This window comes from Streptomyces sp. NBC_00316, assembly GCF_036158715.1.
In the GTDB taxonomy this organism is placed as follows: Bacteria; Actinomycetota; Actinomycetes; order Streptomycetales; family Streptomycetaceae; genus Streptomyces.
The window spans coordinates 5351467-5368019 of sequence record NZ_CP108023.1; the positions used below are offsets into that span (position 1 = coordinate 5351467).

13 protein-coding genes and 1 riboswitch are annotated in these 16553 nt (G+C 71.0%); of the genes, 12 read left to right on the forward strand and 1 reads right to left on the reverse strand.

Features of this window, described 5'->3' with window-relative positions:
• Positions 1-44: 44 nt before the first annotated feature.
• The 3 genes from OG878_RS23890 (at position 45) to OG878_RS23900 (ending at position 4519) form a co-directional block, all read left to right on the forward strand.
• Positions 45-2228 (forward strand): N-6 DNA methylase, encoded by a 2184-nt coding sequence (locus tag OG878_RS23890; RefSeq protein ID WP_328888664.1) that lies wholly within the window; start codon positions 45-47, stop codon positions 2226-2228.
• A 207-nt stretch (positions 2229-2435) separates the two neighbouring features.
• Positions 2436-2990: a hypothetical protein gene (locus OG878_RS23895; RefSeq protein WP_328888665.1), complete on the forward strand. Its 555-nt coding sequence runs from the start codon at positions 2436-2438 to the stop codon at positions 2988-2990.
• On the forward strand, positions 2987-4519 hold the full coding sequence (locus OG878_RS23900) for a serine/threonine-protein kinase (protein ID WP_328888666.1): 1533 nt from the start codon (positions 2987-2989) through the stop codon (positions 4517-4519). Before OG878_RS23895 ends, OG878_RS23900 begins: the two co-directional genes overlap by 4 nt.
• 321 nt (positions 4520-4840) lie before the next feature.
• On the opposite strand, the gene OG878_RS23905 is transcribed toward OG878_RS23900, so the two are convergent.
• Positions 4841-7387 carry a YfhO family protein gene (locus OG878_RS23905; RefSeq protein WP_328888667.1) on the reverse strand — a complete coding sequence of 849 codons (2547 nt, stop codon included), beginning with the start codon at positions 7385-7387 and terminating at the stop codon, positions 4841-4843.
• A gap of 135 nt (positions 7388-7522) precedes the next feature.
• Here OG878_RS23905 and OG878_RS23910 point away from each other — a divergent pair, with 135 nt between their 5' ends.
• The 9 genes from OG878_RS23910 (at position 7523) to OG878_RS23950 (ending at position 16532) form a co-directional block, all read left to right on the forward strand.
• Positions 7523-8482: a glycosyltransferase family 2 protein gene (locus OG878_RS23910; RefSeq protein ID WP_328888668.1), complete on the forward strand. Its 960-nt coding sequence runs from the start codon at positions 7523-7525 to the stop codon at positions 8480-8482.
• The gene (locus tag OG878_RS23915; protein ID WP_328888669.1) at positions 8479-8880 is read left to right on the forward strand and encodes a GtrA family protein; all 402 of its coding nucleotides are present in this window, start codon (positions 8479-8481) and stop codon (positions 8878-8880) included. The genes OG878_RS23910 and OG878_RS23915 overlap by 4 nt, the downstream gene beginning before the upstream one ends.
• 138 nt (positions 8881-9018) lie before the next feature.
• The gene (locus tag OG878_RS23920) at positions 9019-9675 is read left to right on the forward strand and encodes a SurA N-terminal domain-containing protein (protein ID WP_328888670.1); all 657 of its coding nucleotides are present in this window, start codon (positions 9019-9021) and stop codon (positions 9673-9675) included.
• A 13-nt stretch (positions 9676-9688) separates the two neighbouring features.
• On the forward strand, positions 9689-10651 hold the full coding sequence (locus tag OG878_RS23925; RefSeq protein ID WP_328888671.1) for a nucleoside triphosphate pyrophosphohydrolase: 963 nt from the start codon (positions 9689-9691) through the stop codon (positions 10649-10651).
• Between the two features lie 9 nt (positions 10652-10660).
• Positions 10661-12046 (forward strand): cytochrome P450 family protein, encoded by a 1386-nt coding sequence (locus tag OG878_RS23930; protein WP_328888672.1) that lies wholly within the window; start codon positions 10661-10663, stop codon positions 12044-12046.
• Positions 12047-12152: 106 nt separating this feature from the next.
• Positions 12153-13082 carry a transglycosylase family protein gene (locus tag OG878_RS23935; RefSeq protein WP_328888673.1) on the forward strand — a complete coding sequence of 310 codons (930 nt, stop codon included), beginning with the start codon at positions 12153-12155 and terminating at the stop codon, positions 13080-13082.
• 300 nt (positions 13083-13382) lie between these two features.
• Positions 13383-13554, forward strand: a riboswitch (cyclic di-AMP (ydaO/yuaA leader).
• A 1-nt stretch (position 13555) separates the two neighbouring features.
• On the forward strand, positions 13556-14266 hold the full coding sequence (locus OG878_RS23940) for a transglycosylase family protein (protein ID WP_328888674.1): 711 nt from the start codon (positions 13556-13558) through the stop codon (positions 14264-14266).
• A gap of 281 nt (positions 14267-14547) precedes the next feature.
• The gene (eno, locus tag OG878_RS23945) at positions 14548-15834 is read left to right on the forward strand and encodes a phosphopyruvate hydratase (RefSeq protein WP_328888675.1); all 1287 of its coding nucleotides are present in this window, start codon (positions 14548-14550) and stop codon (positions 15832-15834) included.
• Positions 15835-16061: 227 nt separating this feature from the next.
• Positions 16062-16532, forward strand: a complete 471-nt coding sequence (locus OG878_RS23950; protein WP_328888676.1) for an FtsB family cell division protein — start codon at positions 16062-16064, stop codon at positions 16530-16532.
• Positions 16533-16553: the final 21 nt, after the last annotated feature.

Consider the following 16553-nt stretch of genomic DNA (forward strand, 5'->3'; position numbering starts at 1 on the left):
CGGACGGATCAGGACCAGGACACCCAGGACCAGGGAGACAGTCAGTGCCGGAGAACTCGACAGAGGTGACCGCGGCCGGGATCGCCCGGCTCGCCGGAGTGGGGCGTGCCGCCGTCAGCAACTGGCGTCGCCGCCACGCCGACTTCCCCAAGCCGGTCGGCGGCACGGAGACCAGCCCTTCCTTCGCCCTGCCCGAGGTCGAACAGTGGCTGCGCGCCCAGGGGAAGCTCGCCGAGGTCCCGCTCCGTGAGCGGGTCTGGCAACAGTTGGCGGGCCACCCCGCCGGCGCCGTTCCCGCCCTCGTCCACACCGGCTGCGCCCTGCTGTACGTCCGGGACAGGCCCACCGCCTGGCTGGAGATCACCGCGGTGTCGGACGAGCGGATGGCCGAGGTGCTCCACCTTGCCCTGGGCGACCTGCTCACCGCGCGCTTCGGCCCGGCCGCCGCGGACACGACACCGGGCACGTCACCGCAGGCGGACCGCGAAACCGGCTGGGTGCGGGCCGTGCGCGCTCCCGGCAGGGACGAACTCCTGCCGTCCGTCCCCCTTCTGCGCGCCGCCGCCGAACTCGCCGCCGAGACCGGCGCCCACCAGGCCTTCGAGTTCCTGCTCGGCCGCCAGCTCGATGCCAACCCCCGCCAGTTCACCCTCACCCCGCCCGGCCTCGCCGAACTGATGGCAGCCCTCGTCGGGACGGGCAGTCGGCCCGCCCGCACGGTTCTCGACCCGGCGACGGGCACCGGCGCCCTGCTGCGTGCCGTCAGCCGTCCGTCCGCCCTGTACGCGCAGGACGCCGACCCGGACCTCGCCGCGCTCAGCGCCCTCCGCCTCGCCCTGAACTCCGCCCCGGAGAGCTGCACGCTGGCGGTACGGGCCGGTGACACGCTGCGCGCCGACGCGTTCCCGCAGCTCGCCGTGGACGCCGTGCTCTGCCATCCGCCGTTCAACGAGCGCAACTGGGGCCACGACGAGCTCGCCTACGACCCCCGCTGGGAGTACGGCTTCCCCGCCCGGACCGAGTCCGAACTGGCCTGGGTCCAGCACGCCCTGGCGCATCTGCGCGAGGGCGGCACCGCCGTCCTGCTGATGCCGCCGGCCGCCGCGTCGCGCCGTTCCGGCCGCCGGATCCGCGCCGATCTGCTGCGCCGCGGCGCCCTGCGTGCCGTCGTCGCCCTTCCGGCCGGCGCCGCACCCCCGTACGGCATCCCGCTCCACCTCTGGGTGCTGCGCAAGCCGGGCGCCGGTGTCCGGCCCTCGCCCGAACTGCTGCTCGTGGACACCTCGGAGCCCACCGAACCGGCCACCGCCACGCCCGCGCCGGGCGGCCGCGACCGGCTCGACTGGCAGGCGGTGCACAGCGCGGTACTGGACGCCTGGAAGCCGTTCGACCGGGCGGAGCGGAACGGGGCGGGCGCCGGGCCGGACGGCGCCGCGGGCCGAACGGGCCGGGACCGTCCGGGAGTCAGCCGGGTGGTCCCCGTCATCGAACTCCTCGACGACGATGTGGACCTGGCCCCCGCCCGTCATCTGCCGCCCCCGACGGCCGGAGGGGGACCCGCCGAACTCACCCATGTACGTTCCCGGCTGACCGACACGCTGCGGCAGACCGCCGCCCTCACCCCGTCGCCCGCGGACCCGTCCGACCCGGCCCGCTGGCCGCTCACCACCGTCGGTGAACTCGCCCGGGCCGGCGCCCTCCAGCTCCGTACCGGTGGCTCCGGCACCGGACAGGGCCCCGTCCTCACGGAACACGACGTCCTCGGCTCCACCGCCCCGTCCGGAACGCTTCCCGCCGCCCCCGCGACCACCGACGGGCCACCCGAGGAACCGGTCCTCGTCGAGCCCGGTGACGTCGTCGTCCCCGTCCTCGGCGGCGGCACCGTCGCCCGGGTGATCGACGAGGCCACCGCGGGCGCCGCGCTCGGCCGCAACCTCCAGCTGCTGCGCCCCGATCCGGCTGCCCTCGACCCGTGGTTCCTCGCCGGGTTCCTGCGCGGTACGGCCAACAACCGGCAGGCCAGCAGCTATGCGTCCACCGCGACCCGGCTCGACGCCCGCCGCCTCCAGCTGCCACGGCTGCCACTCGCGGAACAGCAGCGGTACGGGGCGCAGTTCCGCGCTCTGGCCGCGTTCGAGGACGCGCTCCGGCTTGCCGGACGGCTCGGCGGACAGCTGGTCCAGGGGATGTACGACGGGCTGACGGACGGCACGGTCACGCCGAAGTGAGCCGAACCACAACGGTTCGGTACAACCCCGGGACCGTTGTCGGTGTCGCCCTTTACGCTCAGGTCAGCCAGATCTGCGCGCGCTGACAGGTGCGCCCAGCACGTTCCCCACCAGGTACCAGGAGCAGCCATGTACGCCCCGGGGCATCCACCGACGCCGACGCCGATGCCGCCGCGTCGGATGCCCAGCAGGGCTTGGATCGTCTCGATGCGTGTGCTGTTCGTCGTGCTCACGGTGGGCTCGATCGGTCTGCTGCTGTGGGCCCCGCTGCTGCGCCTCGCGATCGTGCGCCGCAGGACGAGCGACTGGTGGCTGACCGGGGCCGGCTTCGTGCTCATCTGTGTCCTCGTGCCGACCATCGGCAGGGACGGCGAGAACGCCGAGGCCAATGGCATCGACTTCGTCCTCATACCGTTGCTGTTCCTGGCGATGCTGGGTGCCTGCGCCTACTACCTGACAGCGGACGTCCGCCACTACGAGCAGCTCGCGAGGCAGCAGTTCACCGGCGGGTACGTGCCGTCGGTGCAGGGGTACGGGTATCCGACGGTGCCCGTACAGCCGCCGCTGGCCGTGCAGCCGCAGCAGTACCCGCAGCCCCAGCCGCCCCGGTACCAGCCGGGGACCGTGCCGCAGCCCGCACAGCCCCGCACGCCGCCCGAGCCGCAGCACGCGGCGGTACCCACCCCGCCGCACCGCATCGACCAGGTCCGCGCCGAGCTCGACGAGCTGAGCGACTACCTCCGCAAGGAGGAGGGCCGTTGAGCGGCCGTGTCATCGCAGGGCGGTACGAACTGGCGACGATCCTCGGCCAGGGCGGCATGGGCCAGGTCTGGACGGCGTACGACCAGCGCCTCGACCGCCGGGTCGCGGTGAAGCTGCTCCGGCCCGACAAGGTTGCCGGTCCCGCCGGCAGCGACGCCGTCGACGAGCTGCGGCGCCGGTTCGTGCGCGAGTGCCGGGTCACCGCCCAGGTCGACCATCCGGGCCTGGTCACCGTCCATGACGCAGGCAATGACGGCGACGACCTGTTCCTCGTCATGCAGTACGTCGAGGGCTCCGACCTCGCCGACCATCTTGCCGAGCACGACCCGTACCCCTGGCAGTGGTCCGTCGCCGTGGCCGCCCAGCTCTGCGCCGCGCTCTCCGCCGTGCACGCCGTGCCGATCGTCCATCGCGACCTCAAGCCCCGCAATCTGATGGTGCGTCCGGACGGCACGGTCACCGTCCTCGACCTGGGCGTCGCCTCCGTCCTGGACAACGACACGACGCGCCTCACCCACACCGGCACCCCGATCGGCTCCCCGGCCTACATGGCGCCCGAGCAGGCGATGGGCGGCGCCGTCGGCCCGTACACCGACCTGTACGCGCTCGGGGTGCTCCTCCACGAACTGCTCAGCGGCGACGTGCCGTTCTCCGGATCCACCGCCCTCGGCGTGCTGCACCGCCACCTCTACGAGCCTCCGCTCCCGGTCCGTCAGCTCCGGCCGGAGATCCCCGAGCCCCTCGAGGCGCTGGTGCTGCGGCTGCTCGCCAAGGACCCGCAGCACCGCCCGGCGAGCGCCCAGGAGGTGTACGAGCACCTCACCCCGCTCCTCCCGTCGCGTTCCACCGGACTGCCGTCCGGCCCGCTCGACCCGACGCGCCCCTTCCTGCGGCCGCACGCGCCGTGGCCCGACCGTGTCACCACCCCGCCCGCCGCGCAGCCCGCGCCGATGCCCGCCCGGCCGGATGTCGCGGCCGCCGTCGACGAGGTGAAGCAGCTGCTCGGACAGGGCCGGATCACCCAGGCCGTGGACATCCTCGGCGGCATCCTTCCGGCCGCCGCCGAGCAGCACGGCGAGGGCTCACCGGTGGTCCGCATCCTGCGCAAGCAGTACGCGGCGACGCTCATGGACGACGGGCAGTACCGCCGCGCCCTGCCCGAACTGCGCCGCCTCGCCGACGACCGGGCGGCGGAGTCCGGCCCGGCCGACACGCAGACGCTGCAGTACCGCTACGACGCGGCGCAGTGCCTGGAACAGCTGGGCGAACCGGCGGCCGCACTCGCGGAGTACCGCGCGGTCCTGCCGTACTACGAGAACCAGTACGCGACCGGCAACGACCCGGCCCGCTCCTTCGAGATCCGCCAGCGCATCGGCTATCTGCTGCTCGCGGTAGGCGACCACGCGGCGGCGCGCGGGCAGCTCCAGGCGCTGCTGTACGACACCGAGCGGATGTACGGGCCGCACCACCCGCTGCCGGTGGAGCTGCGCCGCCAGCTCGACCGCCAGGTGCGGGTCCGCGGCGGCTGAGCGGACGGGCGGCTGCCGCCGCGATGCAACGCGGCGCCCGGCCCCTTGTGCCGGTCACCGCCGAGAGAGTGCGGTGCTGGAAACGGGCCGGATGGCCGGTGGGAGCAAGGCCGGTGTGCTGATCGACCACCTTGCATCACGTCCGGGCCGGCTCGTCGGTGCCCGGCCGGTCAGGGACGACGCCCCGAAGGTGCCGCCGGGGCCGGGTACGCCTGCCGCCCGTCCTGCTCCGGCTCCCGCCTGCGCGCCGCCGGTCCCGGACTTGGTGTCACCGGCACCCGCACCGGCCGCACCTCACGCGCGTGCACCGGCGGTGGTCCGTCAGTCCGGACCCGCCAGCACCAGCTCCCGTCGCCTGGAGCGCCGGCGCAGCAGTGCTCCGCGCACTCCCAGCCCGATCAGGACGAGCAGCCCACCCGCCGCGGCCGCCGATCCCGCCCGCAGGCCGGGCGGCCGGAACGTGCAGTCGACGGTGGTCGTGTGGGCGGGAACCGGGACCGCGACCAGGCCCAGATACGAGTCGGCGGGGTGCCCCTGGCAGCTCCAGCCCGCGATCCGGGGTGCGGCGAGCACGACGGTTCCGTGGCTGCCGGGCGGCAGGTCGGCCCGTATGCCGTCGTCGGTGACGTGGACGGATGTCGCTCCTGTGCGCTGCAGCCCGGTCACGGCCTTCGCCAGCCGGCCCCGGTCCAGGCAGCCGAGGGACTCGTGCGGCACGGTTCCCGTGTGGGCGGACGTCAGGGTGATGACGACCGGAACGCTCCCGGCCACGGCCTGCCCGTCGCCGCCCGCCACGCGCCCCAGCGACTCCATCGCCGCGCGCCGGGACGGCAACAGCCCGCGGATCTCGGTCTCCTGTGCGCCAGGCTGATCGCCCAGCCGGGCCGAGCCGAACAGTCCGGGCGCCCACAGGAACGCCTCGCTGCCCGCCGGGCAGAGGGCGGTCAGCCGGTAGGTGCCGTGCCCCACCACGTACGTGTACGGGTCCTGCTCCTTGACCGGTCCACCGCTCATCCTCCGGAGCGTCTGCTGCGGCACCGTATAGACCTGCGAGCCCAGCAGCGCCTCCTGGTTGCGGTACGGCGACCGGCCGAACGACGGCGCCGAGCCCGGCTGCCGCACGGTCACCAGCGGGGGGACCTCCTGCCGGGTCACCGTCACCGGCCGGTCGTCGGGCGGCATGTTCGTCCGCTGGTGCGGGTCGCGTGGCCCGTACACCCGCGCGCCGACCGAGAAGATCGCGTCGGTGACGGGGTTGTTCAGGCTGTGCATGGCCCGGCCGTTGGACGTCCAGCCGGCGCCGAGGGCGGCGAACGTGCGGGTCAGCACGTCCGGTGTGTGGCTGCTGTAGTACGCGGCGCCCTGACCGCCCACGAGCAGCGGATCGTTGGAGGTGCTCAGCTCCCCGCCGGGGTCGGTCCGGTATGCGGGCCAGCCGTCCGCACCGGCCACTGCGGCGGCCTCCACGCTCTGCCGCTCGCCCCACGGCGCGTAGTCGTCGAGGTTCGCCACGCGCTGACGGTCGGCGAACGCGGTGGCCGCCGCCGCCTGCCCCACCAGCGCCCCGGCCAGCAGCACGGCGGCGACCGGCGCCCAGCGGCCCCGGCCGGGCAGAGCCAGCCCGGCGGCCGTCGCCACCAGACCGGCCGCGAACAACAGGTACGCCCAGTTCGTGATCTCGACCTTGTCGCTGAAGGTCGCTCCCGCCGCGACCAGCGCCAGTACCCCGCACCCGGCGATCAGGGCGCGCCGTCCGGGCCGTCCGTACGAGAGGGAGATCCAGGCGGCCATCACGACCAGACCGGCGAACACGAACGTCTGCCGGTACGGACTGCCGTTGGGCGTCGCGAACGCGTGCCAGAGCAGATGGGTCGGCCTCCACTGCAGGGACAGGCCGACCACCGCCACCAGCCCCACCCACGCCCACCGTTCGCGTCCCGGCACCCGCCGGTGGAAGACGAGGGCGCAGGCCGGGAGCAGCGCGACCGTGGCCAGGAAGAGGGCGGGGGTGAAGAAGCTGTATGTGGTGGGGAGCAGCCGGGCGAACACATCGGGCCAGGGCGCGGGCTGGAACGTGCGGACCCAGCCGGGGTAGGCGTGTTTCGTGCCCAGGTAGACGGGAAGCAGGACGGGCGCCGCGAGAGCGACCCCCAGCAGCACGGTCCCGACCGCGCGCGCCAGCCCCCGTACCGCCGCCCTGCCCTTGTCGCCCTCCGTCAGCAGACGCACCACCAGCACCAGAGCGGCCCCCAGGGTCGCCATGTACGCCGTGTAGAAGTTGGCTGTCCACACCACGGCGACGATCAGCGGCGCCACCACCCGGTGGCGCCCGGTCCGGGCCCACTCGGCGGCCAGGCAGAGCAGCGGCAGGGCGATCAGCCCGTCCAGCCACATCGGGTTGTACGACGCCTCGATGACCGACCAGCCGCACAACGCGTACGCGGCGCCGAGCACCCCGGCCACCCACCAGCGCCCGCTCCGCAGCACCGGCAGCAGCCACGCCATGGCCGCCGCGGCCGCCGCCATCTTCAGCACCGTCACCACATACACCGCAAGGTCGATGCGGTCGCGCGGGAACACCCCCACGAGCAGTGCGAACGGGCTGGTCAGATAGGTGCCGAGGTCCGGCAGGAAGCTGGTCCCGTACCCGGACGACCAGTTCAGGAGCACCCCGCCGTCGCCGCGGCCGTGCAGCAGGTCCCAGAGCCGGGCGTGGAACGGCACGAACTGGTTGCCGAGGTCATTGACGCTGCGGGTGCGCGGCCCGAAAGGAAAGGTGCGGGCCACGGCGTCGCCCGCGCACACGGCGGCCGTGGTGATCAGTGCGGCGAGCGCGGGTGCGGCCGTACGGGAGCGAAGGGTCGGCATGCGGACGAATATCGCATTCTCGAAAGCAATGCTCAGCGTCGAATTGGTCCTTTAATCATTCAATTCATGTGATGGTCGCTCGTTGTCCATCTGCAGCCCTCCGGACCGGTCCCGTTGCCGGGATGGGATACCCACGTGCTGATCTCGCTGGTAGTGCCCTGTTTCAACGAGGAGGAGATCCTCGAACGCTTCCATGAGCGCGTCACGGACGAAATGACGCGCCTGGGACATGACTTCCGGCTCGTCTACGTCGACGACGGCAGTGCCGACCGCACGCTTGCGGTCCTGGAGGAACTCGCCGCCGCCGACCCGCGGACCCGGTACCTCTCCTTCAGCCGCAACTTCGGCAAGGAGGCCGCCATGCTCGCCGGTCTCCAGCACGCCGAGGGTGACGCGGTCATCATCATGGACGCCGACCTCCAGCACCCGCCCGAGCTCATCGGACGCATGCTGGCGGAACACGCCCAGGGCTACGACCAGGTGATCGCCCGCCGCACCCGCAAGGGCGACCGCGTCACCCGCACCCTCAGTGCCCGCGCCTACTACTGGCTGATCAACCGCTTGGTGGACGTGGAGCTGGTCGACGGTGTCGGTGACTTCCGGCTGCTGTCCCGGCGCACCGTCGACGCCGTCCTCGAACTCACCGAATACAACCGGTTCTCCAAGGGCCTGTTCGCCTGGGTCGGATTCCGGACGACGACCTTCGGTTACGAGAACGCGGTCCGTGAGCAGGGCCGCTCCGCCTGGACCTTCGGAAAGCTTCTCAACTACGGGCTGGACGGGCTGCTCTCCTTCAACAACAAGCCGCTGCGTGCCGCCCTGTACCTGGGGATGGTGCTGATGTCCCTCGCCTTCGCCTACGCCGCCTGGATCGTCGGCGTCGCCCTGGTGCAAGGGGTGGACACCCCCGGCTATGTCACGCTGATCGTCGTGCTCACGGCCCTCGCCGGTGTCCAGATGGTGATGGTGGGTGTGGTCGGCGAGTATGTGGGCCGTATCTATTACGAGGTGAAGCGGCGCCCGCACTTCCTGGTGAAGGCGTCCAACACCGGCGTACCGAATCAGCAGAGGACCCGGGAGCTCGCGCGCCGATGAAGGTCACGGTCCAGATGGCGCGCTTCGCCCTCGTCGGCGTCGTCAACACCGGTACGTACTACGGCTGCTACCTGGCCCTGCTGACCGTGCTGCCGTACCTGGCCGCGCATGTGATCGCGTTCGTGTCCAGCATGATCGGGTCGTTTCTGCTGAACTCGTACTTCACCTACCGGATACGTCCCACCTGGCGGAAATTCCTGCTCTTCCCGCTCACCAACGCCGCCAACTTCGTGATCACGACCGGTGGCGTCTGGCTGCTGGTCGACCGGGCGGGGTTCAGCAGCCGCTACGCACCGCTGGTCGCGGCACTGGCGGCCATCCCGATCACCTTCGTGGTCTCGCGCGCGATCATGCTGCGGCCGGACACGCGGCCGAAAGCGGTCGAACAGGTGCGCTGAGTGCACCGGATCAGGCCCACATCCCCAACTCCTCCCGAATCGTTGGTCGAACCAGTGGCCCGGATCACGCCCACTGCCTAACATCGATCACCGCAAGGCTTTGTGCACCGCCGCACAATCTCTCCCCGGGAGGCTCCTTTGCACCGCCGCCGTCGCACCGCGCTCGTCGTCTCCGCTGCCACGCTCATCGCGGCGCCGCTGCTCTCCGCCTGCGGCAGCCAGGCCCACCCAGGTGCCGCAGCCGTGGTCGGCGGGGACCGGATCGAGGTGTCCACCGTGCAGGCGCAGGTGGCGGACGTACGCACCGCGCAGGGCGACTCCGACGATTCGGTCCAGCTGATCAGCAAGTCCGGGCAGCTCGGCCGGGCCAAGCTGCACGGACTGATCTTCGACCGGATCCTGGACAAGGCCTCGGCGGACGCGGGCGTGACGGTCAGCCGCAAGGAGATCCAGGAGATGCGGCAGGCACAGGCCGCGCAGAGCGGTGGAGAGAAGGCGTGGCAGCAGCAGCTGCTCACGGCGAGCTGGCTGGCCCCCAGCCAGATCGACGCCGCTCTGCGGGAGCAGATCCAGGTGCAGAAGCTGGCCGACTCGCTCGGCGCCGACCTGCAGACCCCCGATGGCGTGGCGGCCGTCAGCAAGGCGCTCACCGCTGCGTCGACGTCGCTGCACATCGACGTCAACCCGCGCTTCGGCACGTGGAACAACAAGCAGACCCAGCTCGCCGACTTCAAGGCCCCGTGGATCACCCAGGTCACCAAGCCCGCCCAGCAGGAGACCGCCGCCGGCGCGTAGGTAGGTTGGTGGGGTGAACGCTGAAGATCCCGGTCGTATCGTCCTGCTCACCGCCAGCCACCGGGTCGCGCCCGGACTGCTGTCCTGGCCGGCCTGGCAGACGCTGCACGCCGCCGACCGGGTGCTCTGCGCCGAGCCGGACCACCCCCAGCTGCCCTATCTGCGCGAGGCGGGTGTCACGGTCGCGCACGCCGCGCCCACCGCGCAGGAGCTCGTCGACGCCTGTGCGGGCGGCCGGACCGTCGTGGTCCTGACCGGCGGCGAGGGCAACCAGCCGCTGACCGACGGGCTGGCCCGGCTGGCGGGATCGGGCAGGGTCCGGATGCCGAACCTGGAGCTGCTGCCCGGCTCCTACGACCTGCCGGGCGCCCGGCTCCTCGATCTGGTCCAGGTCATGGACCGGATCAGGGCCGAGTGCCCCTGGACGTCGCAGAAGACCCACCAGGGGCTCGCCAAGTACGCCATCGAGGAGGCGTACGAACTGGTCGAGGCGATCGAGGACGGCGACCGCGACGAGCTGCGAGAGGAACTCGGCGACGTACTGCTCCAGGTCGTCTTCCACGCCAGGATCGCGGAGGAGGACGAGGACGCGCCGTTCTCTGTCGACGACGTCGCGGCCACCCTCGTCGAGAAGCTGATCCACCGCCATCCGCATGTCTTCGGCGACGAGACCGCCGAGACCCCGGAGGACGTGCACGCGCACTGGCTGCGCACCAAGGCCATCGAGAAGCAGCGCGCATCGGTCACCGAGGGCGTGCCGCTCGGCCAGCCCGGTCTGGCGCTGGCGGCGAAGCTGGCCGGGCGGGTGCGTACCGCGGGACTCGATGTGGCGCTCCCCACGGGCGACGGCATCGGGTACGAGCTCCTCGCCCTCGCCGTACGCGCGGAACGGGACGGCACCGACCCCGAGGCCGCCCTGCGCGCAGCGGGCCGTGCCTACCGGGACGCGATTCTTGCCGCGGAGGCCAACGGATAACGTCAGGGGGTGAACGACAGCCCCGCCGACAGCCCCGCAGACCGGCCCACCGGCAGCTCCGCAGACAGCCCCGCCGAGCGGTCTGCAGGCAACGCCGCCGGCTGCCCTGCCGATCGCCCCGCCGGCGCCCCTCCCGGTGCGCCCGAACTCTTCACCTGGGAGTTCGCCACCGATCCGTACCCGGCCTACGCCTGGCTGCGCGAGCACAGCCCGGTGCACCGCACCGCGCTGCCCAGCGGGGTCGAGGCGTGGCTCGTGACGCGGTACGCGGACGCCCGGCAGGCACTCGCCGACACCCGCCTCTCCAAGAACCCGGCGCACCACGCCGAGCCGGCGCATGCCAAGGGGAAGACCGGCATCCCGGGCGAGCGCAAGGCGGAGCTGATGACGCATCTGCTGAACATCGACCCGCCCGACCACACCCGGCTGCGCCGCCTGGTCTCGAAGGCGTTCACGCCCCGCCGCGTCGCGGAGTTCGCGCCGCGTGTGCAGGAGCTGACGGACCGCCTCATCGACAACTTCATCGAGGAGGGGAGCGCGGACCTCATTCATGACTTCGCGTTCCCGCTCCCGATCTACGCGATCTGCGATCTGCTCGGCGTGCCGCGCGAGGACCAGGACGACTTCCGGGACTGGGCGGGCATGATGATCCGCCACGGCGGCGGGCCGCGCGGCGGTGTGGCCCGGTCGGTCAAGAAGATGCGCGGCTATCTCGCCGAACTGATCCACCGCAAAAGGGAGAACCCCGGCGACGATCTGATCTCGGGGCTGATCCGGGCCAGCGACCACGGCGAGCACCTCACCGAGAACGAGGCCGCCGCCATGGCCTTCATCCTTCTCTTCGCGGGGTTCGAGACGACGGTCAACCTCATCGGCAACGGGGTGTACGCCCTGCTGCGCAACCCCGGGCAGCGGGAGCGGCTGCAGCGCTCGCTGGATGCCGGGGAGACGGGGCTGCTGGAGACCGGCATCGAGGAACTGCTGCGCTACGACGGCCCGGTGGAGCTGGCGACCTGGCGGTTCGCCACCGAACCGCTCAGGCTCGGCGGGCAGCGGATCGCGACGGGCGACCCCGTACTGGTGGTGCTCGCCGCCGCCGACCGGGACCCGGAAAGGTTCGCGGACCCCGACACGCTCGACCTCGCCCGGCGTGACAATCAGCACCTCGGCTACGGGCACGGCATCCACTACTGTCTGGGGGCGCCGCTCGCCCGGCTGGAGGGCCAGGCGGCCCTCGCCACGCTGTTGAGACGCCTGCCTGACCTGCGGCTTGCAGGGGAACCTACCGATTTGCGCTGGCGCGGTGGGCTCATCATGCGCGGACTGCGCACTCTTCCCGTGGAGTTCGAACCCGGACATCGCTGCGACGAAGGTGACTCGCTGTCAACTCCGTGACTTTCACGTGATCTGTGCTGCATCGACTTGTGACAAGCGTTCGACTGCGGATACGTTCACCGTTCGACGCACCCGTCACTTTGTCAGTCACACGGAAGGCACTCCCATGGGCTCCGCGAACGGCAGGCACCGTCGCCCTCGTCAGGCACCCGCCATCGTCGTCGCCGCAGGCGTGACCGGCTCGGCCATCGCCATCCCGCTGCTCGGCGCGGCCGGTGCACACGCGGCCGACGCCACGACCTGGGACCGGGTCGCCGAGTGCGAGAGCGGCGGCATGTGGAGTGCCGACCTCGGCAACGGCTTCTACGGCGGTCTCCAGTTCTCCCAGGACGCCTGGAAGTCGTACGGAGGTGAGGCGTACGCCCCGCGTGCCGACCTCGCCAGCCGCTCGCAGCAGATAGCGATCGCCGAGAAGGTCCTGGACGACAAGGGGCCGAAGGCGTGGCCCAGCTGTGCGGTGATCTCCGGCCTCACGGTGGACGGGGCGCTGCCGGGCGTCGACCCGGGCACCGTGCCGTCGGCCGAACCGACCGAGGGCGCGCAGGAGTCCGGCGGGGTGAGCGCGTCGGACGGTGCGAAGTCGTCCACCAAGGCGTCGGAGAGCGCCTCGAAGAAGTCGTCGGGCAAGGCATCGGACAAGAAGTCGAGCGAATCGACGTCCGATACATCTGATTCATCCGATTACTCCGAATCGACCGACTCCTCTGATTCCTCGGACTCTTTCGGCGGTGAGTCGAGCGGCAAGCACCGCGGCGCGCCGGCCTCCGAAGTGGGCCAGGACACAGGGGCGGGCAACGGCCGGGAGTCGGGCCGCCATGCTTCCCGCGGGGACAGCGAGGGGCGTGACGCAGGCGCCCCGGCGGCCGACGGCTCCTACGAGGTGCGGCCCGGCGACAACTTGTGGGCGATTGCTGATGCACATCACGTCCCCGGCGGGTGGCCCGCGCTCTATGAGGTGAACAAGGACGCCGTCGGCGCCGACCCGAACCTCATTCTCCCTGGCCAGAGCCTCGCTCTCGATGTGAAGGTGAACTGAGACCGGTCTGATCAACAGCTAAAAATGCCCCCAAAATAGGGGTAGTTCAGAGGCCTATGTCCGCTTATGCGTAAGTGAGACATGGGTCTCTTTGCGTCAACTGGCGTGTCGCATCTGCGGAGTCCGTCCGCATCGCCCCCGACCTGCGAAAACGATGACGAGCCGGATGCAAGTAAGGGTTGATTGTCCGGTATGTCCATCTTTGAATATGGGGGTTGCCTATGTTTACGGTCGGAACTGCTCGCACCGCGGGCCCCGTCGATCGTCACGCCGAATCCTGCCGTCGGTCGAAGGGAACAGACGCGTAAAGCGCCGTAGGCAGGAGCGGGGGACCCAGGTAAGCCGCCGGGGCCGATGGTCGAAAGACCGTCAGCATCGGCTCGGGGTGAAGTCGCACGCCAGGACGTGCGACCGGGCAACTCACTAGGCCCGAACCCGACAGCTCACCTCGTAGGCGTCGGTGAGGAGATTCCATGCTGCTGAACAGCAAGGGCAAGCACCGTCGCCCGTCCAAGGCCGTCCGTGTCGCCACGCTCGCGGGTGTTGCCGGTGCCGCCATCGCCGTTCCCCTGATGGGTGCGACCAACGCCTCCGCCGCGTCCGTCGCCACGTGGGACGCCGTCGCCCAGTGCGAGTCCGGTGGCAACTGGTCCATCAACACCGGCAACGGCTACTACGGCGGCCTGCAGTTCTCGCAGTCCAGCTGGGCCGCCGCCGGCGGTACGAAGTACGCCCCGCGGGCCGACCTGGCCACCAAGGCCCAGCAGATCGCCACCGCCGAGGTGCTCCTCGACATGCAGGGCCCGGGCGCCTGGTCCTGTGCGGGTGCGGGCAACCTCACCAACGACGGTGTCGACCCGGGTGTCGACACCGGCGCGACGCAGAGCACCCCGGCCGCGCAGTCGAAGCCGGCCGCGCCGAAGCCCGCCGAGCACACCGAAGCCCCCGCCGCCTCCCGCTCGGACCGCGGCACCGCGGCCAGGAAGACCGTCACCACGCCGGCCGGCGAGAAGGTCGCGAAGGGCGACGGTGAGTACACCGTCAAGTCCGGCGACTCGCTCAGCAAGATCGCCGCGGCGCACAAGGTCAAGGGCGGCTGGCAGCAGCTGTTCAAGCTCAACAAGAACATCGTCGAGGACGCCGACCTGATCTACCCGGGTCAGCAGCTCCACCTGACGAAGTAGTACGACCCTGCAGAAGAGGGCTCTCCTCTCCCTGAGCACCCCGACCCGGCGCGGATTCCCCCGTACGCGCCGGGCCGGGGTTTCTGCGCTCTCCGTTCACCTGTTGTAGTTACCGGCCAGTAGATTTCTTGATCTTTGTCCGCCTATGGGGGCCCTTGGGTCCTTTTTCGTCCCAGGAGTCGGGCGGTCGCCGAACGCAGTGGTCCGGGACGGTTAGGCTCTTGTCGCAAGGCCAAAGCGACCCTGCACAAACAGCGTCATATCCCAGAAGGAGATGCCTCGTGCCGTCCATCGACGTCGTCGTAGCCCGGGAAATCCTCGACTCCCGCGGAAACCCCACGGTCGAGGTCGAGGTCGGCCTCGACGACGGCAGCACGGGCCGTGCTGCCGTTCCGTCCGGCGCCTCCACCGGTGCGTTCGAGGCCATTGAGCTTCGCGACGGTGACCCCAACCGCTACCAGGGCAAGGGCGTCGAGAAGGCCGTCCTCGCCGTGATCGAGCAGATCGGCCCGGAGCTCGTCGGCTACGACGCGACCGAGCAGCGGCTGATCGACCAGGCCATGTTCGACCTGGACGCCACCGAGAACAAGGGCTCGCTCGGCGCCAACGCGATCCTCGGCGTCTCGCTGGCCGTCGCGCACGCCGCCTCCGAGGCATCGGACCTGCCGCTGTTCCGCTACCTCGGTGGCCCGAACGCGCACCTGCTGCCCGTCCCGATGATGAACATCCTCAACGGTGGGTCGCACGCCGACTCCAACGTGGACATCCAGGAGTTCATGATCGCCCCGATCGGTGCGGAGTCCTTCTCCGAGGCCCTGCGCTGGGGCGCCGAGGTCTACCACACGCTGAAGAAGGTCCTGAAGACCAAGGGTCTGTCGACCGGTCTCGGTGACGAGGGCGGCTTCGCGCCGAACCTGGAGTCGAACCGCGCCGCCCTGGACCTCATCGTCGAGGCGATCAAGGAGGCCGGTTACGTCCCGGGCCGCGACATCGCGCTCGCGCTCGACGTCGCCGCGTCCGAGTTCTACAAGGACGGCTCGTACGAGTTCGAGGGCAAGTCCCGTTCGGCCGCCGAGATGACCGAGTACTACGAGGAGCTCGTCTCCGCGTACCCGCTGGTCTCCATCGAGGACCCGCTGTACGAGGACGACTGGGCCGGCTGGAAGGTCATCACCGACAAGCTCGGCTCCAAGGTGCAGATCGTCGGCGACGACCTCTTCGTCACCAACCCGGAGCGTCTGGCCCGTGGCATCGAGGAGGGCTCCGCCAACGCCCTGCTCGTCAAGGTCAACCAGATCGGTTCGCTGACCGAGACCCTGGACGCCGTCGAACTGGCCCAGCGCAACGGCTTCAAGTGCATGATGTCCCACCGCTCCGGCGAGACCGAGGACGTCACCATCGCCGACCTCGCGGTCGCGGTGAACTGCGGTCAGATCAAGACCGGCGCCCCGGCCCGCTCGGACCGTGTCGCCAAGTACAACCAGCTGCTGCGCATCGAGGAGATCCTCGACGACGCGGCGGTGTACGCGGGCCGCTCCGCCTTCCCGCGGTTTCGCCCTGCGAACTGAACAGGCACAGCGCCCTGCGAACTGAACAGCACAGCGCCCCGCGAACTGAACAGGCACAGCGCCCTGCGAGCTGATGCAGTGCGGCGCTCCGTGCACTGATCGGCGCAGCAAGGGCTGATCGCAGGCCGCAGGCCCGTCACGGGTCAAAGGCCCCGGCCTCCGACCGTCCCCGCACTCGGTCCCGTACCGTGTGCGGGGACGGACGTGCGTAATGGGGAGGCGGAGACATGGCCGCGAAGGACCGGGACCGGTTCTCCACCGCGACCCGGCTGCGGCTGCTCGGAGAGCAGACCGCCGCCCGCGTCTACCGGTCCCAGAACCGTCGTCAGGCGCGTCGCTCCCGGCTCACCGGACGGGCCGCGTTCCTCGCGCTGGTCGTCTGTTCCCTGGTGGTGGCGCTCGCGTACCCGATGCGGCAGTACGTGTCGCAGCGCGACGAGATCGCCGACCAGGAGCGGCTGGCGCGGGAGGCGCAGACGCGCACCGAGGAGCTGCGCGACGAGAAGGCGCGCCTCCAGGACGACGCGTACATCCGGCGGCTGGCGCGGGAGCACCTGCACTACGTCCTTCCCGGGGAGACCGGTTACACGGTGGTCGACCCGGACGCGGCCAAGGAGCGCAGCGGGGGGCCGCAGGAGACCGACCGGCCGTGGCACTCGAACCTGTGGGACGGCGTGGACTCCGCCGACCGGAACTGACCTCTCCTCCGACCGCTCTTT

Coding starts and splice junctions, on each gene's coding strand:
- OG878_RS23935 (WP_328888673.1), top strand. CDS start 12,153: ATGGGCTCCGCGAACGGCAGGCACCGTCGCCCTCGTCAGGCACCCGCC.
- OG878_RS23940 (WP_328888674.1), top strand. CDS start 13,556: ATGCTGCTGAACAGCAAGGGCAAGCACCGTCGCCCGTCCAAGGCCGTC.
- OG878_RS23915 (WP_328888669.1), top strand. CDS start 8,479: ATGAAGGTCACGGTCCAGATGGCGCGCTTCGCCCTCGTCGGCGTCGTC.
- OG878_RS23950 (WP_328888676.1), top strand. CDS start 16,062: ATGGCCGCGAAGGACCGGGACCGGTTCTCCACCGCGACCCGGCTGCGG.
- OG878_RS23895 (WP_328888665.1), top strand. CDS start 2,436: ATGCGTGTGCTGTTCGTCGTGCTCACGGTGGGCTCGATCGGTCTGCTG.
- OG878_RS23905 (WP_328888667.1), bottom strand. CDS start 7,387: ATGCCGACCCTTCGCTCCCGTACGGCCGCACCCGCGCTCGCCGCACTG.